The organism is Streptomyces sp. NPDC006314 (genome assembly GCF_040613075.1).
Taxonomy (GTDB): Bacteria; Actinomycetota; Actinomycetes; order Streptomycetales; family Streptomycetaceae; genus Streptomyces.
The window spans coordinates 132,064-152,802 of sequence record NZ_JBEXRL010000006.1; the positions used below are offsets into that span (position 1 = coordinate 132,064).

General features: G+C 72.9%; 21 protein-coding genes. 12 read left to right on the forward strand and 9 right to left on the reverse strand.

The features are described from left to right. The first annotated feature begins 76 nt into the window (after positions 1-76). Entirely contained in the window at positions 77-634 is a 558-nt protein-coding gene (locus ABZ079_RS13120; protein WP_356939504.1) for a VanZ family protein, read from the forward strand. A gap of 100 nt (positions 635-734) precedes the next feature. Then, a complete protein-coding gene (locus ABZ079_RS13125; RefSeq protein WP_356939505.1) occupies positions 735-1,967 on the forward strand; it encodes a family 16 glycosylhydrolase in 1,233 nt (410 codons plus the stop codon). Positions 1,968-1,976: 9 nt separating this feature from the next. On the opposite strand, the gene ABZ079_RS13130 is transcribed toward ABZ079_RS13125, so the two are convergent. Further along, positions 1,977-2,222, reverse strand: a complete 246-nt coding sequence (locus ABZ079_RS13130) for a hypothetical protein (RefSeq protein WP_356939506.1) — start codon at positions 2,220-2,222, stop codon at positions 1,977-1,979. A gap of 707 nt (positions 2,223-2,929) precedes the next feature. Then, positions 2,930-3,733, reverse strand: a complete 804-nt coding sequence (locus tag ABZ079_RS13135; protein WP_356939507.1) for an SDR family oxidoreductase — start codon at positions 3,731-3,733, stop codon at positions 2,930-2,932. Positions 3,734-3,894: 161 nt separating this feature from the next. Between ABZ079_RS13135 and ABZ079_RS13140 the strand changes: the two genes are divergently transcribed. After that, on the forward strand, positions 3,895-4,959 hold the full coding sequence (locus ABZ079_RS13140) for a PHP domain-containing protein (RefSeq protein ID WP_356939508.1): 1,065 nt from the start codon (positions 3,895-3,897) through the stop codon (positions 4,957-4,959). A 15-nt stretch (positions 4,960-4,974) separates the two neighbouring features. Continuing rightward, positions 4,975-5,631: an HAD family hydrolase gene (locus ABZ079_RS13145; RefSeq protein WP_356939509.1), complete on the forward strand. Its 657-nt coding sequence runs from the start codon at positions 4,975-4,977 to the stop codon at positions 5,629-5,631. 214 nt (positions 5,632-5,845) lie between these two features. On the opposite strand, the gene ABZ079_RS13150 is transcribed toward ABZ079_RS13145, so the two are convergent. Continuing rightward, positions 5,846-5,986 carry a hypothetical protein gene (locus ABZ079_RS13150; protein WP_356939510.1) on the reverse strand — a complete coding sequence of 47 codons (141 nt, stop codon included), beginning with the start codon at positions 5,984-5,986 and terminating at the stop codon, positions 5,846-5,848. Between the two features lie 189 nt (positions 5,987-6,175). Here ABZ079_RS13150 and ABZ079_RS13155 point away from each other — a divergent pair, with 189 nt between their 5' ends. Both ABZ079_RS13155 and ABZ079_RS13160 read left to right on the forward strand, forming a co-directional pair. Continuing rightward, positions 6,176-7,207, forward strand: a complete 1,032-nt coding sequence (locus tag ABZ079_RS13155; RefSeq protein WP_356939511.1) for an SDR family oxidoreductase — start codon at positions 6,176-6,178, stop codon at positions 7,205-7,207. 56 nt (positions 7,208-7,263) lie between these two features. After that, positions 7,264-7,512, forward strand: coding sequence for a hypothetical protein (locus ABZ079_RS13160; RefSeq protein WP_356939512.1), 249 nt, complete (start codon positions 7,264-7,266; stop codon positions 7,510-7,512). Positions 7,513-7,574: 62 nt separating this feature from the next. On the opposite strand, the gene ABZ079_RS13165 is transcribed toward ABZ079_RS13160, so the two are convergent. Beyond that, complete coding sequence (locus ABZ079_RS13165) at positions 7,575-8,864, reverse strand: ROK family transcriptional regulator (protein ID WP_356939513.1); 1,290 nt, start codon at positions 8,862-8,864, stop codon at positions 7,575-7,577. 688 nt (positions 8,865-9,552) lie between these two features. Between ABZ079_RS13165 and ABZ079_RS13170 the strand changes: the two genes are divergently transcribed. After that, positions 9,553-10,167 (forward strand): DUF3995 domain-containing protein, encoded by a 615-nt coding sequence (locus tag ABZ079_RS13170; protein WP_356939514.1) that lies wholly within the window; start codon positions 9,553-9,555, stop codon positions 10,165-10,167. Between the two features lie 308 nt (positions 10,168-10,475). Beyond that, positions 10,476-10,970 (forward strand): FBP domain-containing protein, encoded by a 495-nt coding sequence (locus tag ABZ079_RS13175; protein WP_356939515.1) that lies wholly within the window; start codon positions 10,476-10,478, stop codon positions 10,968-10,970. On the opposite strand, the gene ABZ079_RS13180 is transcribed toward ABZ079_RS13175, so the two are convergent. Continuing rightward, on the reverse strand, positions 10,961-11,395 hold the full coding sequence (locus tag ABZ079_RS13180; protein WP_356939516.1) for a hypothetical protein: 435 nt from the start codon (positions 11,393-11,395) through the stop codon (positions 10,961-10,963). The genes ABZ079_RS13175 and ABZ079_RS13180 overlap by 10 nt on opposite strands. Before the next feature lie 180 nt (positions 11,396-11,575). Here ABZ079_RS13180 and ABZ079_RS13185 point away from each other — a divergent pair, with 180 nt between their 5' ends. The 3 genes from ABZ079_RS13185 (at position 11,576) to ABZ079_RS13195 (ending at position 15,355) form a co-directional block, all read left to right on the forward strand. Beyond that, entirely contained in the window at positions 11,576-12,829 is a 1,254-nt protein-coding gene (locus ABZ079_RS13185; RefSeq protein WP_356939517.1) for an aromatic acid exporter family protein, read from the forward strand. A 46-nt stretch (positions 12,830-12,875) separates the two neighbouring features. Beyond that, positions 12,876-13,967 (forward strand): hypothetical protein, encoded by a 1,092-nt coding sequence (locus ABZ079_RS13190; RefSeq protein WP_356939518.1) that lies wholly within the window; start codon positions 12,876-12,878, stop codon positions 13,965-13,967. A 245-nt stretch (positions 13,968-14,212) separates the two neighbouring features. After that, the gene (locus ABZ079_RS13195; protein ID WP_356939519.1) at positions 14,213-15,355 is read left to right on the forward strand and encodes a lactonase family protein; all 1,143 of its coding nucleotides are present in this window, start codon (positions 14,213-14,215) and stop codon (positions 15,353-15,355) included. Here ABZ079_RS13195 and ABZ079_RS13200 read toward each other — a convergent pair. Further along, the gene (locus ABZ079_RS13200) at positions 15,323-16,048 is read right to left on the reverse strand and encodes a DUF2470 domain-containing protein (protein WP_356939520.1); all 726 of its coding nucleotides are present in this window, start codon (positions 16,046-16,048) and stop codon (positions 15,323-15,325) included. The genes ABZ079_RS13195 and ABZ079_RS13200 overlap by 33 nt on opposite strands. Positions 16,049-16,146: 98 nt before the next feature. Next, positions 16,147-16,752, reverse strand: coding sequence for a TetR/AcrR family transcriptional regulator (locus tag ABZ079_RS13205; protein ID WP_356939521.1), 606 nt, complete (start codon positions 16,750-16,752; stop codon positions 16,147-16,149). A gap of 121 nt (positions 16,753-16,873) precedes the next feature. On the opposite strand from ABZ079_RS13205, the gene ABZ079_RS13210 reads away from it, so the two are divergent. After that, positions 16,874-18,568: a cytochrome P450 gene (locus ABZ079_RS13210; RefSeq protein ID WP_356939522.1), complete on the forward strand. Its 1,695-nt coding sequence runs from the start codon at positions 16,874-16,876 to the stop codon at positions 18,566-18,568. On the opposite strand, the gene ABZ079_RS13215 is transcribed toward ABZ079_RS13210, so the two are convergent. Next, positions 18,530-19,375 (reverse strand): pentapeptide repeat-containing protein, encoded by an 846-nt coding sequence (locus ABZ079_RS13215; protein ID WP_356939523.1) that lies wholly within the window; start codon positions 19,373-19,375, stop codon positions 18,530-18,532. The genes ABZ079_RS13210 and ABZ079_RS13215 overlap by 39 nt on opposite strands. A gap of 530 nt (positions 19,376-19,905) precedes the next feature. Next, positions 19,906-20,649: a PIG-L deacetylase family protein gene (locus ABZ079_RS13220; protein WP_356939524.1), complete on the reverse strand. Its 744-nt coding sequence runs from the start codon at positions 20,647-20,649 to the stop codon at positions 19,906-19,908. Positions 20,650-20,739: the final 90 nt, after the last annotated feature.

A 20,739-nucleotide genomic window follows, 5' to 3' on the forward strand; every position in this document is an offset into this window, starting at 1 on the left:
TCGGGGTGGCGGCATCCCGGGGCGCATGCCGGGTAACCGCCCCACGAGACCCGGAACTTGAGGACTGGAGGACCCGATGGCCCGTACCGCCCTACGCCTGCCCGCGGCCTTGCGTGCCCCCAGGAAGCGGGAGCGGGCCGAGCAGGCCCGGCCGCCGGCCACGCGGCACGCACTGCCGCTGCCCGTCCGGCTGCTGGCGATGCTGGTCGCCTTCGCGTTCATGGTGGCGTTCGCCGTCGTCCTGGCCCGGCTCACCCTTCAGCCCTCTCCGGCCTCCGTGCCGCTGACCCACGGCAACCTGCACCCCGGCCGCTCGTTGCGGGCCTATCTGGAGCAGGCGCCGTTCCGGGACGCGGTCAAGCAGGTCGGCGGGAACGTGCTCCTCGGCATGCCGTTCGGGGTGCTGGTACCGGTCCTCGCCCCGCGCGCCCGCGGGGTGCTCCGGGTGCTGGCACTCACGGCGCTCGTGATGCTGATGGTGGAACTGGCTCAGGGTGCGCTGGTCACCGGGCGGGCCTTCGACATCGACGACGTCATCCTCAACACCGCGGGTGCGCTGCTGGGTTGGCTGCTCCTGGGGCGGCGGCTCGGGCGCGGGGTGCACCGGCGCGTACCGGAACCGTCCACTGAGTGAGTGTCAGCGACCGGTCCGTACCAGAGTATTGACGCCCTCTTATCTCACTCCTTAAATCAAGAGCAATCCCTCTCCTCCCCCCACGTCGAACGGAGAGCTCATGGCCTCCCCACGCCTGCTCCGCAGATGTCTCCTCGCCGCCCTGTCCGCCGCGCTGGTCGGCTCCGCCGCCGTCGGCCCGGTACGGGCCCAGACCGCGGCCCCGGCGGCAGCGGCCGTCACCACCTTCTCCGACAGCTTCGACGGGCCCGCGGGCTCCGCGGTCGACGATGCGAAATGGACGCTGGAGACCGGTGACAACGTCAACAACCACGAGCGGCAGTACTACACCTCGGGCACGAAGAACGCGGCCCTGGACGGCCAGGGCCATCTGGTGATCACTGCCCGGAAGGAGAACCCGGCCGGATACCGGTGCTGGTACGGCAGCTGCCAGTACACCTCGGCCCGGCTGAACACCGCCGGGAAGTTCACCGCGCAGTACGGCCATGTCGAGGCGCGGATGAAGATCCCGCGCGGGCAGGGCATGTGGCCGGCGTTCTGGCTGCTCGGCACGCCGGTCAACTGGCCGGACTCGGGCGAGGTCGACGTGATGGAGAACGTGGGCTTCGAACCCTCCACCGTGCACGGCACCCTCCACGGCCCCGGCTACTCCGGCTCGGGCGGCATAGGGGCGGGCTACTCGCTGCCCAACGGGCAGGCCTTCGCCGACGCCTTCCACACCTTCGCCGTCGACTGGGCGCCCGACTCGATCACCTGGTCGGTGGACGGGAACGTCTACCAGCGGCGTACCCCCGCCGACCTCGGCGGAAAGACGTGGGTGTTCAACAAGCCGTTCTTCCTCATCCTGAACCTCGCGGTCGGCGGCTACTGGCCCGGCGACCCGGACGGCTCCACGCGGTTCCCGCAGCAGCTGGTGGTCGACTCGGTATCCGTGACGACCAGCGACGGCGCGGCCGGGGTCCCGATCAGGGGGCTCGCCGGCAAGTGCGTGGACGTGGCCGGCGCGAACCCCGCGAACGGCACCCCGGTCCAGCTCTACGACTGCAACGGCACCGCCGCGCAGGCCTGGACGGCCGCCTCGGACGGCACGCTCCGCGCGCTCGGCAGATGCCTGGACGTCACGGGCAACGGCACGGCGGACGGCTCGGCCGTCCAGCTGTGGGACTGCACCGGCGGCCCCAACCAGAAGTGGACCGTCACCGGGGCGCACGACATCGTCGACCCGCAGGCGGACAAGTGCCTCGATGCCACCGGGAACGACTCGGCCAACGGGACGCGGCTGCAGATCTGGACCTGCACGGGCGGTGCCAATCAGAAGTGGACGGTCGGCTGAGCCGTCGGCTCAGTGCAGCGTCCAGGTGTACTTGTCGCCGCCCACGAAGCGGACCACGTCCGGGTCGTCCAGGTCGTGGATCGTGATGCCGTAGGAGGCGGCCGCCTCCAGCACGTCGGTGACGGTCCTGGCCGAACCGACCACCTGACCGTCGACCTCCATGATCCGGAAGGGCGGCTCACCGGGCTTCCCCGGGCACACGCCGTGCACGAGGACCCGTGGATGGGAGATGTAGGGAACTCCTTGTTCGGTCATGCAATTCAGCGTAGAACGCGACGCGGGCCGACGACTCGTCCACGGGAGCCGTCCGGCAGATCGAGGACGGCGGCCTCGACCGTTCCCTGTGTGGCCGGACGCCCGAGCACCCCGTGTTCACCCAGCCGGGTGGGCGCGGGGGGCGATCGTCCCGGCGCCGGGCCGCCTTGGTGACGCGGGCGGCGCCGGCGGCCACGGCGGCGCGGACGGTGGCGTGCCAGATACGGCAGTCCTCGGCGGTGAAGTCGGTGCCGGACGGCCGGCGCAGCGCCTCGTCGAGGTCGTCGCCGTGCAGGTCGTGCCAGGAACCGTGCTGGTAGAGGGCGAGGAAGCGGTCACCACAGCGCGGGCGGCGGTCCGCACCCGGTCGTCGACGAGGGCGCGCGCCATCCCGACGCCGCCCTTGGCCGGAAAGCCGAACGTGATCGGGGCGCGGCCGCGGGTGACGTGTTCGCGTCTCGGTGTTGCGGGGGTGCCGGTCGCTGCCGCTGCGGAAGAAACCGAGGTCCGGCAGGCGGACGGCGCTGGCGGTGACCGGGCCCGGCTCGACCATTCCGCCCGGGCGGAATGGTCAGGGCTCGGATACGGGCGAGCCGTTCGGGACCGGTGAGGGGCTCGCCGGAGGTGTCGGCACAGCGCAAGCCCCGGCCGCAGCGGACGCGCTGTGGCCGGGGCTGCCGCAGGAGCTGGTACGCAGCCTCATGGATTCAGGGACGGCGCCACTCGTCGCTGGTCAGATGTGAGCCGGCCTGTGGACCCATGCGGAGCATGCCGCCGTCGACGCTCCACGAGGCGCCGGTGACGTAGGAGGCGTCCGGGCTCGCCAGGAAGGCGATCACGGCGGCCACCTCGCGGGCGTCGCCGGGGCGTCCGAGCGGGACGCCGGGGCGGGACTCGGTGCGCACGTCGGTGTCCTCCTGGCCGGTCATCGGCGTGGCGATCTCGCCCGGCGCGACGGCGTTCACGGTGATCCCGTACTCGGCCAGCTCCAGGGCCATCACCTGGGTGAGCAGGCCGAGCCCGCCCTTGGCCGCGCAGTACGGGGCCGCGCCGACCCGGGGCTGGTGCTCGTGGACGGAGGTGACATCGACGATCCGGCCGCCGTCGCCCTGCCGGATCATGTGCCGGGCCGCCCGCTGCCCGCACAGGAACGGACCGACGAGGTCGACGTCGAGGACGCGGCGTACGTCCGCCAGGGTCAGGTCGAGGTAGGGCGTCATGGTGCCGGTGCCGGCGTTGTTGACCAGGACGTCGATGCGGCCGAGTTCGCCGCACAGCTCGTCGACGGTGTCGGCGGCCTCGGGCAGCCGGGTGAGGTCCAGCTGGGCGACGACGGCGCGGCGGCCTTTGCCGCGGACCTCCTGCGCCGTCTCCTCGGCGCCCTTCTCATCGGTGTGCCAGGTGATGCCGATGTCCAGGCCCGCCTCGGCCAGACGTACGGCGGTGGCGCGGCCGATGCCACTGTCTCCGCCGGTGATCAACGCCGTTCGCTGTGCGGGTGGGGTGGGCATGGCAGGCCTCCTCACGGGGTCACGTGGACGGGGTTTCGCAGTACCCGGGGCGGCGGTGGACAAACGGGGCATCGGGCTCCGCTGTCGGGATGCGGGGCCGTCGTGGCTGGTCGCGCGGTTCCCCGCGCCCCCTCGGGGCGCCTGATGCAACCTTGGTAAGCATGGAACCCGTGGCCGCGCTTGACCGCATCGCCTTCTTGCTGGAACGGGCGCTGGCGCCCTCCTACCGGGTTCGGGCCTTCCGTACGGCTGCCCGGGTGCTGGCCGAGCTGCCCGCGAGCGAAGTGGCCGAGCGCGCGGCGACCGGCACGCTGGAGTCGTTGAAGGGCGTCGGGCCCAAGACCGCCCAGGTGGTGCGCGAGGCACTGGCCGGTGAGGTGCCCGGTTATCTGCGCAAGCTGGAGGAAGAGGCCGGTACGGCGCCGGGCTCGGGCGCGGGTGCCGGGCTGCGGGCGCTGATCCGCGGGGACTGCCACACCCACTCGGACTGGTCCGACGGGGGCAGCACGATCGAGGAGATGGGGCGGGCCGCGGCCGGCCTCGGCCATGAGTGGACGGCCCTCACCGACCACTCCCCGCGGCTGACGGTGGCCCGCGGCCTGTCGCCGGAGCGGTTGCGCGAGCAGCTGGCGGTGGTGGCTGAGCTGAACGCGCGGTGGGCGCCGTTCCGGCTGCTCACGGGCATCGAGTGCGACATCCTCGAGGACGGCTCGCTGGACCAGGAGCCGGAACTGCTGGAGAAGCTGGACGTGGTCGTGGTGTCCGTGCACTCCAAGCTGCGGATGGACGCCCGGTCCATGACCCGCCGGATGGTGGCCGCCGTCCGCGATCCGCACGCCGACATCCTCGGGCACTGCACGGGGCGCCTGGTGACCGGCCGGGGGCGGCCGGAGTCGGAGTTCGACGCCGACGAGGTGTTCGCCGCGTGCGCCGAGTCCGGGACGGCCGTGGAGATCAACAGCCGGCCGGAACGGCTGGACCCGCCCCGGCGGCTACTCCGCAAGGCCGTGGAGGCGGGGGTGCTGTTCTCGGTCGACACCGACGCGCACGCGCCCGGCCAGCTGGACTGGCAGATCCTCGGGTGCGCCCGCGCGGAGGAGTGCGAGGTGCCGGCCGAGCGCGTGGTGACGACGTGGTCCGTGGACGAGCTGCTGGACTGGACGCGTGCGGGCCGGACGCCGGCACGCGTGGCGGGTGCCGGGCGTGGTACCCGGTCCCCGGAGTGAGAGAAAGGACCCCGGATGGACCGTGCCGCCGTCTTCGACGTCGACGGAACCCTCGTCGACACCAATCATCTGCATGTCGTGACCTGGTGGGAGGCTTTCCGGCAGGCGGGCCACCAGGTGCCCATGCACGCCGTCCACCGGGCGGTCGGCCTGGGCTCCGACGATCTCGTCGCGCATCTGCTCGGTGCTGACCGGGACAAGGACCAGGACGCCCAGCTGAGCGCTGCGCACAAGGCCCTCTACGGTCAGTACTTCGACCGGCTCCCCGCCCTGCCGAAGGCCGGGGAGCTGCTGCGGCGGCTGCACCGGGACGGCTGGACGGTCGTCCTCGCCACCTCGGCGAGCGGTGCCGAGCTGGGCGCGCTGCGCCGGGCGATCGACGCGGACGACGCCATCACGGGCATGGCGAGCGCCGAGGACGTCGAGGAGGGCAAGCCCGCTCCGGAGCCCGTGGAACACGCGCTGGAGCTGGCGGGGGTCCCGGCGTCGCGGGCGGTGTTCGTCGGGGACACCGTGTGGGACATGCAGGCCGGGAGCAAGGCCGGCGTGCGCTGTGTGGGCCTGCTGTGCGGCGGGATCCCCCGTGCCGACCTGGAGGAGGCCGGAGCGGAGGCGGTGTACGCCGACCCCGCCGATCTGCTCGCCCGGCTCGACGGCAGCCCGCTGGCATGAGCGTCACCGAGGGTGAGGCGGGTCACGTGTCCGTGCGGAACGCCCCGAGGTGGTTGCCCGTTGAACAAAGCGTGGGTGCGGATGGGGCAGTGTCCCCGGGCCTCACCTTCCGCCCACAGGGACGATCGTTCGGCTGAAGCCCTGTGGAGCGTTTCGCCGAGAGGCGACCGCCATCGGTGCCCACCACCTGGCCGCCCCGGTCGTGATTCCCCCGTCACGGCCGGGGGTCTCCACATGGCCCCGCCCGCTGCTCACCGGCCCTACCGGCGACGAAGACGGCGACCGGTCCGGTGGCGGGGCCGTGGTCGACGTAGCGCAGGCGGGTGCCGTCGACGGGGCTCTCGGAGTACGGCATGGGCCTCCTGGGTGGTCCGGTTCGGGGCGGGCGGGACGGGGCGTCCGCGGTGTTCGACGCCCTTGGTGTCTCCGTGCACCGGCCCGCGCGGTCGATTACCTCTCGTGTCGTGCCGTGTGTGCGGGGGGCGGCCCCCGGGTACCCGGCCGGGCGTCGCGGCCGCCGCCGTGAGGACGGAAGGAGCCGAAGGTGAGCAGCTCAGCGGGCAGCAGGGTGGTCGTGACCGGCGCCACCGGCAATGTCGGGACGAGCGTGGTGCGCCTGCTCTCGGAGGATCCCCGGATCAAGTCGGTGCGGGGGCTGGCCCGGCGGACGCCCGAGTGGTCACCGCCGAAGACCGAGTGGTCCGCGGTCGACCTGGCAGCGGACCAGGCGAACCTCGCGGAGCGGTTCGAGGGCGCCGACGCCGTGATCCACCTGGCCTGGGCGTTCCAGCCGACCCACGATCCGGCCACCACCTGGCGCACCAACGTACTCGGTGGCATCCGGGTGCTCGAGGCGGTCGCCGCGGCCCGGGTACCGGTGCTGGTGCACGCCTCCTCCGTGGGCGCCTACTCGCCGGGTCCGAAGCACCGCGCGGTGGACGAGTCCTGGCCGACGCACGGCTGGCCGGACGCCGCGTACTGCCGGGAGAAGGCCTATCTGGAGCGCACGCTGGACGTGTTCGAGCGCGACCACCCCGAGGTGCGGGTGGTCCGCATGCGCCCGGCCTTCCTGTTCAAGTGGGAGTCGGCGAGCGAGCAGCGGCGGATCTTCGGCGGGCGCTTCCTGCCCGGACCGCTGGCCCGGCCCGAGCTGCTGCCGTTCCTGCCGGACATCCCCGGCCTTCGGGTGCAGGCGCTGCACACGGACGACGCCGCCGAGGCCTACCGGCTCGCGGTGCATACGGACACCGCCCGCGGCGCCTTCAACCTGGCCGCGGATCCGCCGCTCGACGCCCGGGTGATCGCCGAACTGCTCGGCACCCGCCCGGTGCGGCTGCCGCGTGCGGCGGCCCGGTCCGCGATCGCCGCCGCCTGGGGGCTGCATCTGCTCCCGGCCTCCCCGCACCTGTTCGACGCGGTGCTGCGCCTGCCCCTGATGGACTGCGCCCGGGCCCACGCCGAGCTGGGCTGGCAGCCGAAGCGGTCGGCGACCGAGGTGCTGCGGGAGTTCCTGGACGGCCTGCAGAAGGGCGGCGGGATGGAGACCGAGCCGATGCGGGGGCGGAAGGTCGGCTGAGCGACACACCATGAGCCGAGGACACACCGTGAGCCGAGGAGGCGGAGGAGAACGCCATGGCCGTAGAGCGGGAGCAGGGGCAGGGAACCGGTGAGGCCGAGCAGCCGGTGCCAAGGGATATGCCCGATCAGCAGGCCGGGCCCGGCGAGGACCCCTGGGACGTCGCGCCCGGGCATCCCCTCGACGACGAGCCGGACGAGGACGTCGTGCCGGACACCGACGAGGCCGGCAGCGGGCCACGGGGCGCGACGCGTTCCGGCACGGTGCACCCGGAGCATCCGGCACCGGAGGAGCCCTCGGCCTGAGGAGGCTCCGGCCGGGGCGGGTCACCGCTCGACGCGGATCACCGCTCGATACGCTTCGGCGTTCAGCGTGGGGCCCGTTCCTCGAGCGCTGCCCGCCAGGCCGGCAGCCGGTCCTCGCCGACCGGCTCGGGGCGTCGGCCGCCACTGGCGAAGAAGTCGGCCAGCGGCAGGATGGCGGCGCCGACGGTGACGGCGTCGGGGCCGAGCCTGCCGAGTTCGATGGCCACCTTCTCCGCCGGGTGGCGCAGGGCGTAGGTCGTCGCGTGCCGGCGTACGGCGGGCAGGAAACGGGTGCCGAGCTGGAGTCCCGCCCAGCCGCCGATGAGGATGCGCTCGGGCTGGAACAGGTTGATCAGGTCGGACAGGCCGGCGCCGAGATATTCGGCGGTCTCCTCGAGGACGCCCAGCGCGACCGGGTCGGGTGCGGTGCCGTCGGGCGGATAGGCGGCGGCGAGCATTGCGGTGAGCGCGGTCTCCTCGTCGGTGCCCTCGGGCGGCCGTCCGCCCTCCTCGCGCCAGCGGGCGAGCAGTGACTCGGCGCCCGCGTAGGCCTCCAGGCAGCCGGGCGCACCGCAGCGGCAGCGGCGCCCGCGGACCCGGACCGTCAGATGCCCCCACTCCACAGCTCGCCCGTGCTCCACTTCGGGGGTGACGAGGCACGCGCCGACGCCGGAACCGAAGAGCACGACGACGGCGTTGCGGGCGCCGCGCCCCGCGCCGAACCACATCTCCGCCTGCCCCAGGGTCTTGGCTCCGTTGTCGATGAAGTACGGCACTCTCTCGGGGAGTTGGGAGGCCGAGCGGAGCAGCCGCTCCAGCGGGACGGCGTCCCAGCCGATGGTCTGCCCGTGCACGACGGCACCGCGGTCCGGGGTGTGTTCGACGATGCCGGGGACGCCGACTCCGACGCCGAGCAGTCGCTCGGGCACGGCCTGCTCGGCGCTGAGGACCTCGGCGACGCCGTCGCGGATGTGGCCGGCGATGACATCCACGTCGTAGCCCTGTGGGGTCAACGGGCGTTCGGTGCGGGCGAGTTCGGTGAGCGCCAGGTCGAACAGCTCCACGCGGACCCGGGTTTCGCCGACGTCGACGCCGATCATCTGGCCGCTGTGCGGGGTGACGCGCAGCAGGGTGCGGGGCCGGCCCCCGTCGGAGTCGACGCTGCCGGCCTCCTCGACCAGGCCGTCGGCGATCAGGTCCGCGACCACGTTGCTGACCGAACCGGAGCTCAGTCCGGTCGCCGGGCCCAGCTCGAAACGGCTGAGCGGGCCGTCGAAGTACAGCCGCCGCAGTACGGCCGTGCGGTTGCCCCGCCTCAGGTCGCGTACCGTGCGTCCGTTGTGCCCCGCCATGTGGCTCCCTTCACGAACCCTGCCCGACCTGCAACATACCCCTTCGGACAGCTGGGGCGCGACATTTTCCCAAGCCTTAGTTCACGCTGTGAGCTAAGAGCGGGTCGCCTGGCGTCCAGCGCCGCGACGAGTTCCGGCGCGATGGCCCTGCTGGACCGGCCGGCCCGACCCGCCCCGGCCTCCCGCGGAACCGCCTCGACCAGCAGGAACAGGTACAGCCAGGCGTGGTACGGCGCCAGCCGCAGTCGCCTGACCGGAGCACGCCGAGATCCCGCCGCTCACCACCCAGTGATGGTGCTCCTCGCCGATGTCCGCGCCGCCCCGGATCTCAGGCACGGTCGCCTCCGCCGGCTCGTCGTCACAGCAGTCCCGCAGACGAATCATGCTCATCGCACTCCTCGGAGCAGTTGTGCTGCTGATCGCCTTGCGTCCTGTCGGAAATCCCGCGGGGCTGGTTCCGGAGCCGGCAACCAACCGCTTACGGGGCGATGACGTGGGCAGCCACTGACACGCTGGGACGGGCAGAAACTTCCTGTGTACTGGTTCAGTAACCCGTACCGATCTTTGCGGTTGCGGTGCCGCTTCCCTGCGCCTCGGTCGCGAGGCCGTCGAGAGGTAGCTCTCATGGGGGAGGTTGATCGGCTGTGCGGATGACGCCTCGTCCTCGTGGCACGGCCAGGATGGCGTCATGACGATCAAGCGTTCCGTGGACGATGCGGCGCGTCCGACTCTGCGCCGGGCGCCCCGTCCGGGGCTGGGTGAATGGCCGGGGATCACCGCTGCGGCATGGGGGCTGCTGTTCGCGGTGCCCAGTTTCGTCTGGGCGATGGGCAGCACCTTCGGCGCCCGGTCGACGGTGTCGCCGTCGCTGGTTGAGCTCGCTGACGACCGGGTGACTTGGTTCGTGGCCGTCTTGTGGGTGACCGGTTTCCTGAAGCTCTTCGGGGCGCTGGTGGGGATCGGCCTGACGCGCCGGCGCGGCAGATGGGTCGGCCGTCTCATGGTGTTCTGTGGCGGCGGTGCGACGGCGCTGCTTGTCTGGCACGGCTGCCTCTTCGTTGCGCATGGAGTGCTGGTGGAGAGTGGGGCTCTCTCTCCTGCGCCTGACCTGGTCGGGCTGACGCGCTGGTACCTGTATGTGTGGGGGCCGTGGTTCATCGTCGGCGGTCTGGCCTTCGCCGCTGCCACCCAGAGGTACGTCCGTCGACAGGATGTCCGGCGCGAGGTGCGACTGTACGGCGCTGTGGGGGTACTGGGTGCGTTGCTGCTGTCGTTGGCGTCGACCGTAACCGGGATTGGCTGATGATCGTCGTGCACGTGTCGGCCGCGGCCGTCGCAGATGCCGCCGCCGAGGAGCGCACGGTGGCCGGGCGTGCGGTAGGCGCGTCGCGGCCAGGACTCGCCGGGCCTCCTCCTCCGAGTCCCCCACCGTGCCCCTCCTCCCCTGCGGACAGGCCGGCGGCGTACACGTGCTCGACGTAACGCTCCGCCGCCACCAGACGGTTCCCGCTGCCGGAAATCCAGTGGCCCCCTCCCTCCTTGGCTACCTACGCTAGCCGCGCACCTAGGGGCTCTAGGTTCACACGATCGCATCCGGAAGGACTCCCCCCCATGAGATCGCTCACCGAGCAGGACATCCGCAATTCCTTTGTCAATTGCTCCAAGGGGGAGGCCAAGCGGCTGGCGGTTCCGCGTGATCTCGGTGAACGCCCGTGGGACGACCTGGACTTCCTGGGCTGGCGAGATCCCGGGGCGCCCGACCGCAGCTGTCTGGTCACCGAACGGGACGGCGGGCTCGTCGGTATCACCCTGCGCTTCCCGGCCTCCCGGCGGGGTTTTCTGCACCGCAGCATGTGCTCGGTGTGCCTGACCACACATCCCGGCGGTGGGGTGTCGCTGATGACCGCGCGCAAGGCGGGAGCCGCGGGCCGCGAGGGCAACTCGGTCGGCGTGTACATGTGCACGGATCTGGCGTGTTCCCTGTATGTACGGGGCAGGAAGGTGCCGGAGTCCGGCGGCCGGTTCGAGGAGAGCCTGACCCTGGAGGAGCAGGTGGCCCGTACGAGGGGCAACCTGTCCGCGTTCATCGACAAGCTCTACGTCTGAGGTCGTCTTTCAACCTCCATGGGGAGGGGGCGCGGAACCCGCATACGGTCCGCTCGCGGGAAGCGGTCGCCGGCCGTGGTCGGTCGAGGTGCCGGGCAAGGTCGCAGGGTACGCGGCTCGGTGGTGTGGGCCGTGCCGGTGAGGAGGGCGTCGGCCACGTCCTGGACCCGGTCCTCGTGGCCGGCCGGGACGGCGAGTCCGGTGCCGTCGGCATCCCACAGGCGGATTGTCCGGTCGCGGGAGCCGGTGACGAGGCGGCGGCCAAACGGGTGCCGTCGGAGACAGGGCACGTCGGACACCTCGCCCTGTGCCGTCCACCTGCCGGAGAGCGGGCCGCCGAGCCGGTGGCGATGGCCCGGATGCGCACGGTGCCGTCCCGGGAGGCGGAGGCGATGCGCGTCGTCGTGTCCCCGTTCAGGGCCCACAAGCCCTCGCCTTCGACCGGATGACGGAAATCCGCCCCTTGCGATGCCCCGGAGAGCCGTTCATGTCACCGGCGGCGCCCACTTCGCGCCCCGCTCGCAATCTTTGCGGACAGAATCGGACACAAAGAGTCCACAATCGACCACGTTCGACGCACCCTAGGAACGGGAACAGGCCAAGGAATGCACGACGTACGAAAGTGGACTTCAGGACTGCTGCGCCTGGTGGAGCGACGCCGGCAGCCGGTGGTCGTCCAGACGCTGCGGTCGGCCACGGCCGCGACGATCGCCTATGTCATCGCCCTGCGCCTGAGCCCGGAACCCGCCCCCCTGACCGCGCCCCTGACCGCTCTGCTGGTCGTCCAGGTGACCTTCTACGCCACGCTCACCAACGGCATCCGCCGGGTGAACTCGGTGGTGGCCGGTGTGCTGGTCGCCATCGCCTTCAGCGGGCTCGTCGGGCTCACCTGGTGGAGCCTCGCGCTGCTGATCGTGGCCGCACTGGCCGTGGGACACCTGGTGCGGGTCGACGAATACGTGGCCGAGGTGGCGATCAGCGCCATGCTGGTGCTCGGGGTGACCACCGTCGGTTTCACCGCGTGGGCCCGGATCGTGGAGACGCTGATCGGCGCGGTCGTCGGGACGGCCTGCAACCTGTTGCTCCCGCCGCCGGTGTGGGTGGACGAGGCGGGCCGGTCGATCGAGGACCTGGCACGCCGGGTGCGGCAGTTGATGCTGCGGATGGGTGAGGAGGCCGCCGGCCGGATTCCCTGGGAGCGCGCGGCCGAACGGCTGCACGAGGCGCGCCGGCTGGACCACGACATCGTCCGGGTGGACGCGGCACTGCGGCAGGCCGAGGACAGCCTGCGGCTCAATCCGCGCGTGAAGGAGGGCCTGCTGCACCGGGTGGTTCTGCGCACCGGTCTGGACACGCTGGAGATCTGCACGGTGGTCCTGCGGGTGCTGGCCCGTTCGTTCACGGACCTGGCGAAGGCCCGCGGGTCGGAGGAGCTGTTCCCGCCGCGGGTCGGGGCGACCGTCGAGCAGCTGCTGTCGGAGATCGCCGACGCGGTGGTCAGCTTCGTCGTCCTGGTGACCACCCATCTGAGCGAGAACGCCGAGTCGGCGGAGGCCCGGCTGACGGCCGAGTTGCACACGGCGGCCGGCACCCGTGACCGGCTGGCCGAGCTGTTCCAGGAGGAGGTCCGGAAGGACTGGGCGAACTGGCAGCTGATGGGCGCGGTGCTGACCGAGACGACCCGGATCATCGAAGAGCTGAACACCGAGCACCGCACCCGCCGCCTGCTGGAGGAGCTGGACCGGGTCTCCCGGGAGCAGCGGGCGAAGCTGCCGCGGATGTCCCGGCTGCGTGAGCGCCTCGGCGTGCAGGAGGAGCTGTGGCGGAACCGTACCGGGTTCGGCGAGCGTTCTCGGTGAGGAAGGTGCCGGAACGGGTCGGCACGGGATGTGAGGGGGCGGTCGGATGACCGGCGCGGCGGTACGGATCGACGGGAACACACTGCGGCTGCCGGGCGGGGTGGCAGTGCGGTTCGTCCGCACGCTGCGGCTGCCCGAGACGGGCACGCATCCGCTGCCGCCGGGGCTGGGCGAGTTCCCGGTCCGGCGGGTCGCCGACCATGCCGACACGGTCCCCGAGGAGTGGCGGGCGCGCGGTGGCGTGATGCTGCCGGTGTATCACCGCGAGGCGATGTGGCTGAGTTTCTCCGGTACGACGGAGCCCGCGGCGCTCCAGGTCGGGGTGGGCAAGGTGTGCGCGGTGTCCGGCAAGCCGTGGAGCGCCCGGCTCTCCCGGCGCCCGCAGAACTATGTGGTGCTGCCCCGCCAGCCCTGGCTGGACGGCATCAACTCCGGGAAGGGCACGGTCCGCCAGTTCGTCGCCGTACCGCTTGGGCTGGGCGCGACCGTGGAGGGACAGGTCACCGGTGAGGAGGTGTGGGGCGGCGTCCAGCTGCAGTCGTTCCCGCTCAGGGAGGACGCTCTGGCCGAGTGGCGGCGCCAGGAGCGGGAGCGGCTGGAGCGGGAGCGGCGCGCGCGGAGCCACGCGGCCTGGGGGTACGGCGCGGCTCCGCCGATGATGGCCGCCCCCGGCGCGGCGATGCCGATGGCGGCCGCCGCCCCCGGCGCGGTCCCACCGCCGCCCTCGGCCCCGGGTGCGGCACCCCGGCGGCGCGCCGCGGCCATGGGCCTGGGCGTCGGCGGCTCGATGCGGCAGGAGGTCTACCGGGACGACAGGCCCCTGTCGGACTGGTCCGAGGAGCCCGCCGGGCGGGTGTTCGTCCACCTGGTCACGCCGCCGGAGTGGCGCCGCATCACCGGAGAGGCGCCCCCGCCGTCCCCGGTGGACCGGGCGGCTTACACGCAGGCGGGACTGCCCTGGTACGACTACTACGACACGGACGCCGAGGATCTCGCCCCCACGGACACCCTCCGGGCGGTCAAGCCGGCCGGCGACTGGCTCGGGGACGACCTGGATCCGTGGCAGGCTCCGTCTCCCGGCCAGGTGACCCCATTGAAGGACGCGCCGGGCAAGCCGGTCGGGGACGGAGACTGGTAGACCCCTTGCGTTGCATCCAGCGCAACGGACGTTGCCCGGCTTGCCCTTGGCGGTGCACACGGGTCAGGGTATCTGTCACGACCGGGGCAACCGACGACCTGAGGTGCGGCATGGACACGGAGGCACGGGCGGCGCGCTGGAGGTCCCGCCTGCCCATGGGGGTTCCCCCGCTCGGGCGGAATCGCGCCGGGGGCAGGAACCGAGAGCCCGGGGGAGGCTGGAACAGGCGCCGGTTCGTCGGGGCCGTGGCGGGCACGGCGGCCGTCGTGGTGGTGCCGTCTCCGGCGGCCCCGCCGGTGGACACCCCACCCGCGGACAGCGAGCCGAAGGCCGCCGCACCGCCACGGGAGCCGTCCGGGCGCCCCCGCCCGCTGTACCTGGGCACCTACACCTCCGCCGACGGCGGCGGCACCGGCATCGGTCTGGCCGCGTACGACCCGGCGACGGGGCGGATCACCGGTGCGGGCACGCTCCCCGGGGTCCCCGACCCGTCGTACCTGGCCGTGCACCCGGACGGCCGGACGCTGTACGCGGTGAACGAGCGGCAGGACGGCGGCGTGACGGCCGTACGTCTCGTGGACCGGCGGGTCCTCGGCACCTGGAGCACGGGCGGCGCGGGACCCTGCCATCTGTCGGTGCACCCGACCGGGCGCTGGCTGCTCAGCGCCAACTACGGGTCGGGCAGTGTCACCGTGCACCCGATCGACGGCTCGGGCGCTCTGGGCGAGCGCACCGATCTGGTCACGCACTCCTCTCCGGCGCCCGGTCCGGGTCAACAGGGCCCGCACGCCCACCAGTTCCTCACCAGCCCGGACGGCGGTCACGTCCTCGCCGTCGACCTCGGCACCGACACCGTCTACACCTACCGCCTCGACCGGGCCGAGGGCACACTCACGGAAGTTGCGCGGGCGCACACCCGGCCCGGCGCGGGGCCGCGCCATCTGACCTTCCATCCGGGCGGCCGGTACGCCTACCTGGCCAACGAGGTGGACGACACGGTCGCCGTCTGCGCCTACGACCCGAAGACCGGCCGCCTGACGATCGGGGGGCCGCAGCCCACGGGTTCGGGTGATGCCACCAACTATCCGGCGCAGATCCTGGTGACGGCGAACGGTGCGTACGCCTTCCTGGCCAACCGGGGCCACAACAGCCTGGCGCGGTATGCCGTCGAGGCCGACGGGGCCCGGCTGCGGCTGCTCGGCACGGTACCGGTGGGCGGGGACTTCCCCCGGCAGATCGCGTTCTCTCCCGACGGCCGGCTGCTGTTCGCGGCGAACCAGCGCTCCGGGACGGTCAGCGCCTTCCACGTCGACACCGGCAGCGGAGACCTCCGCTCGGCCGGCGAGCCGTTCGCCTCACCTGTCGCCGTCTGCGCGCTGCCGCTGTAGCGCGCGAGGACAGGCGGCGGCACTGGCCTGCGTCAGCAGGACGCGCATGCGCTCGGTGAGCTGGGCGACATCGTCGGCGGGCGCGTGGAAGGGCAGTCGTACGTCGCCGTGGGCGCGGGTGCGTTCGATGCGCAGGGTCAGTCCGTGCCGGTCGACGGCGAGGGGCGCCACACGGGTCGCGGCGTGCAGGCTCTCCGGCCGCACCAGGCGGGTGAGCCGCTCGACGGCGTCCGGGTGGGCGTCGGCGAGGTGGGTGAGCAACCGGGGCTCGGCGCCGACGAGGGGGTCCGGGCGGGCGGCGGTGAACTCGCCGGGATCGACGACCACGGCCCCGCAGGACTGCCGCAGCACGACGCGGGTGGGCCGGAAGAGCAGGGACCCCTCGGTCGGGGCGAACCAGCCGGCGAGCCAGAGCCGGGCACGGATGCGGTCGCGCACCGGGACGGGGGCCGCGTCGGCGAACTCCAGCACGGCGGAGGGTTCTTGGCGCGGCGCGCAGATGGCCGCCGCGAGCAGGGCGCCGTCGTCGGGCACCGTCAGCCGTACCGCGCCGTCGTCGGTCACGGTGTGCGCGCCGACGTACTCCTCGCGTGCGCCGTCCGCGGTCACCGTGCACGACCACGCGGCGGCCAGCACCGACCGGGCCCGTTCCGCCGTGCCCGGTGCGGCCGTCCAGTCCTGCGTGTCACCCATCCCCAGACCTCCTTAGGTAAGCCTTGCCTAACCTAGCGGAGATCGGTGTGCGCGCCAACCGGGCCCGCCACCGACGGAGGGTCCCGACGGGCCGAAGGTCAGACGATGACCCCCAGCAGCGCGCGGGCGCACAGGTCCCGCACCTGTTCCCGGGTCACCTCGCGCCCGCGCAGCCAGTCGAGGCACACGGCCGTGGTGAAGGCGAGCCAGCCGCGCACGGCCAGGCGTATCTGCGGGACACACCCGAAGGCCGGCCCGAACTCGGGGTCGGCCGCGAGCACCGCCAATATCTGCCGCTCCTGGGCCGCCAGCGCACGCTGATAGACGCGGCGTACGGCCTGGTCGCCGGCCGCGTCGGCCCGGTGGAAGGCGCGGAAGCCGTGGGCGTGGGCCTCCACATAACCGAGGTAGGCGTCGAGGCCGGCGGTGAGCTGCTCGCGGACCGGCACGCCGGGCAGGGCCGCCGTCATACGCAGCATCCGCTCGCTCTCGCGCTCCACGACCGCGGCGAAGAAGTCCCGCTTGGTCGGGAAGTAGTGGTACAGCAGCCCGCGGGAGACCCCGGCGATCTCGGCGACCTGCTCGATCCACACCTCGTCGTAAGGGCTCTCCGAGAACAGTTTCGCGCCGACCGAGAGCAGCTGCGCACGGCGCTCCTCGGTGCTGAGTCTGCGCCGGACCCGCTCCCCCTGATTCGCGGCCATGCGGTCACTTTACTTGACGTCGGTTCAACAACCCGACCACACTGGAACACGTTATTGAACTCACGTACAACTCGCGCGCGTCACAGGTTCAACGATCCGCTGGATCAAGGGAGATCGCGTCATGGCGGAGACGACCGAGACCGGGCTGCCGAAGGGTTTCCGGAGCGCCGAGCAGGGCTGGCCCCAGCTGCACCGCATCCCGCACCCGCCGCGCCGGCTGCCGCTGCTCGGCGATGTGCTCGGCGCCGACCGGCACCGGCCGCTGCAGGACTCCATGCGCTTCGCGCGCGAGCTGGGCCCGATCTTCCGGCGCCGGGCCTTCGGCAAGGAGTTCGTGTTCGTGTGGGGGGCGCCGCTGGTCGCGGACCTCGCGGACGAGTCCCGGTTCGCCAAGCACGTCGGGCTGGGGGTGGCCAATCTGCGGCCGGTCGCCGGGGACGGTCTGTTCACCGCCTACAACCACGAGCCGAACTGGCAGCTGGCGCACGACGTACTGGCGCCCGGGTTCAGCCGGGAGGCCATGGAGGGCTACCACGGGATGATGCTGGCGGCCGCCGGCCGGCTGACCGACCACTGGGACCGGGAGGCCGCGGCCGGACGCACGGTGGACGTGCCCGGGGACATGACCAGGCTGACCCTGGAGACGATCGCGCGGACCGGGTTCGGGCACGACTTCGGCTCCTTCGAGCGGGACCGGCCGCACCCCTTCGTCACGGCGATGGTCGGCACCCTCACCTACGCACAGCGGCTGAACAGCGTGCCGGGGCCGCTGGCCCCGCTGCTGCTGCGCGCCGCCGCCCGGCGCAACGCGGCCGACATGGCCCACCTCGACCGCACGGTCGACGACCTGGTCGCGGCCCGGCGCCGGTCCGGCGGCGGCAGCGGGGACCTGCTGGACCGCATGCTGGAGACGTCCCACCCCCAGACCGGCGCGAAGCTGTCGGCGGAGAACGTCCGCAAGCAGGTGATCACGTTCCTGGTGGCGGGCCATGAGACCACCTCGGGCGCGCTCTCCTTCGCCCTGTACCACCTCGCCCGGTACCCGGAGGTCGCCGCCCGGGCCCGCGCCGAGGTGGACCGGGTCTGGGGCGACACCCCGCGGCCCGGCTACGAGCAGATCGCCAGGCTGCGCTATGTCCGCCGGGTGCTCGACGAGTCGCTGCGGCTGTGGCCGACCGCGCCGGCCTTCGCCCGCGAGGCGCGCCACGACACGGTGCTCGCCGGAGACCATCCGATGCGCCGGGGCGCGTGGGCGCTGGTGCTGACGCCGATGCTGCACCGTGACCCCGGGGCGTGGGGCGAGGACGCCGAACGGTTCGACCCGGACCGGTTCGACACCAAGGCCGTACGGGCCCGGCCACCCCACACCTTCAAACCGTTCGGCACCGGGGCGCGCGCCTGCGTCGGCCGCCAGTTCGCGCTGCACGAGGCGACCCTGGTCCTCGGCCTGCTGCTGCGCCGCTACGACCTGCGGGCCGACCCCGCCTACCGGCTGACCGTCACCGAGCGGCTCACGCTGATGCCGGAGGGACTGCGCATGCGGCTGGAACGCCGGCCCGCACCGCCCATCGGGTCGGTGCCGGCGGCCGGACCCACGCCGGAAGCGGTCTCGGAACCGGCGGATGGACGATCGCCCGAAGACGTCGCGGACGCGGCCGGTCGCTGCCCGGCACCGCAAGCGCCCGGACGTGTGCCGGACGAGGCTGCGCAGCCGGCCGGCCGCCGCCCCGCCCGCGGAGAGGCCGTACCGGTCACGCTCCCCGACGACGCCCCCGGATCAGCTGCCCGCTGTCCAGTGCACCGGGCGGGTGACTGACTCCGGCAGCTTGGTGCCGGCGTTGCCCCGGGCCCCGTTGACCTGCGGCTGGGTGAGGAAGAAGGCACCGGTGAGGTCCGCGTCGGTCAGGTCGGCATCCCGCAGGTCGGCGCCGATCAGATCCGCGCCGCGCAGGTCGGCACCGGTGAGGTCGGCGGCGATGAGATAGGCACCGCGCAGGCTCGCCCCCCGCAGGTCGGCGCCTTTGAGACGGGCCCCGATGAGATCCGCGCCCCGGCGGTCCTTCCCGCCGCCCTTCTTGCCCTTCTTGCCGACGTCGGCCCGGGCCAGCTCGCTGGTGCGCAGCAGGAGCACATTGACCTCCTGCCGGTGTGCGGCCACGTCCAGCGCGGCCAGCTCCTCGGGAGTCTGCCGGGTGAGCCGCTCGGTCTGCTCCAGCGCCCGCCGCAGATCGGCGTGGACGGGCCGGGCGGCGGGCAGACCGAGCGCTTCGGTCAGGTACCACAGCAGTTCGTGCAGCTGCCGTACGACCGGGAACACGTCGGCCATCTGCCGCGCGCGCTCCCTGGGGCCCGTGCGCCAGTCCTGCCCGCCGAAGGTGACCTGTGAGACCTTCTGACCGGCGCCGAAGCAGTCGTAGACCGTGCAGCCGGTGAAGCCCTTCTCGCGCAGGTCGGCGTGGATACCGCAGCGGTGGTCGCCCCGGAGGTTCGGGCACGGCTTGCCCGCGGGCTTGTTCAGCGCGAAGTCGGCGGAGCGCGCGAAGGGCAGGGCGACACAGCACAGCCCGAAGCACTGGGCGCAGTCGCCGCGCAGGTCGGAGGGGTCAGCTATCTGGTCCGGCATGGGGTCCAGCCTACTGACCTGCGGAACCGCCCTGCTCCGCGTCGTTCACCGCACGGTCCGGGTCAGTGCGATGGCGCTGGTGGTCAGGTCCCGCCCGTCCGAGGACCCGTGCAGCCCCGGGTGCGCCGCCGCCCCGGTGCTGGGCATCGGCGGCCTCGGCCACCTCCGGGCGCCTTGCAGTGCAGGTAAGTGCCCGCGCCCGTCGCCGATGTCGGACCGGCCGGAGGACTCCCTGTCCGGAGCGGGAGTGCCGGTCCCGGCGGCTGCCGGTCCCGTACCCGTCACCAGGGCGAGCGCCACCCACCACGTCCACGGGGAGGGCGGGTTGCGCGCGCACCCCCCACTGCCGCCGCGCCCCGCCGTACCCGCCGCGCGGAGCCTGTCACGCCGGTTCGCCGCTGCCCTGGGCCACCCGTTTCGATCGCCTTGAGCACGATGCCCCGACGTCCTCGCCGCCCATGTGCCGTGCGGCCCGCGCGGCGGCCCGGGTACCGTCGGCTGCCGCGCTGTCGGGCTATCGGGCTATCGGGCTATCGGCCGAAGACCTCGAAGGCCACCGCCGGTCGGCCGCCGAAGCGCTTGCCCACGGCGGTGGTCTGGGCGGTCAGGAAGTCCCGGACGTACGTTTCCGGGTCCTCGTCGGTCAACGCCTCGATGTACGTGCGGTGTTCGAGCAGCGAGCCCACCGCCCGCTCCAGGCCGGGCGTGGCGTCGACGGCGTGGGTGGGTTCCGCGGAACCGGCGACGGCCACCCAGCGGACGCCGTTCCAGGGTTCGAGGCCCTGCTCGGTGAGTTCGGGGAAGATCCAGCGGTTGCCGGCGTCGGCGGCGGCGTCGAGAGTGGCGCGGCCGACGGCGACGTGGTCGGGGGTGTTCCAGGCGACACCGCCCCAGGTGTCGCGGTGGTTGAGGGTGATGACGAGTTCGGGTCGGTGGCGCCGGATCGCGGCGGCGATGTCACGGCGCAGCGCGAGACCGTACTCGATCACGCCGTCCCGGTGGTCGAGGAACTCCACCGTGGTGACGCCGACGACGGCCGCACTGGCCCGCTGCTCGCGCTCGCGCAGCGAGCCGCAGGTGGCCGGGTCGACGGTGTCGATGCCCGCCTCGCCGCGGGTGGCCAGCACATAGGCGACCTCGCGGCCGGCGTCGGTCCAGGCGGCGACGGCCGCCGAGCAGCCGTACTCCAGGTCGTCGGGGTGGGCCACCACGGCCAGGGCGCGCTGCCAGTCGCCGGGCAGGGGCTGCAGTTCGGTGATCTTCTCCTCCGTCATGGGCGGCACACTATGCGGCCCTGCCCCGTCCGCAACTCCTTTTGCGGCACGCCCCTCGTGGTCCGCGTCGGCCACCAGCGCACCCCTTCC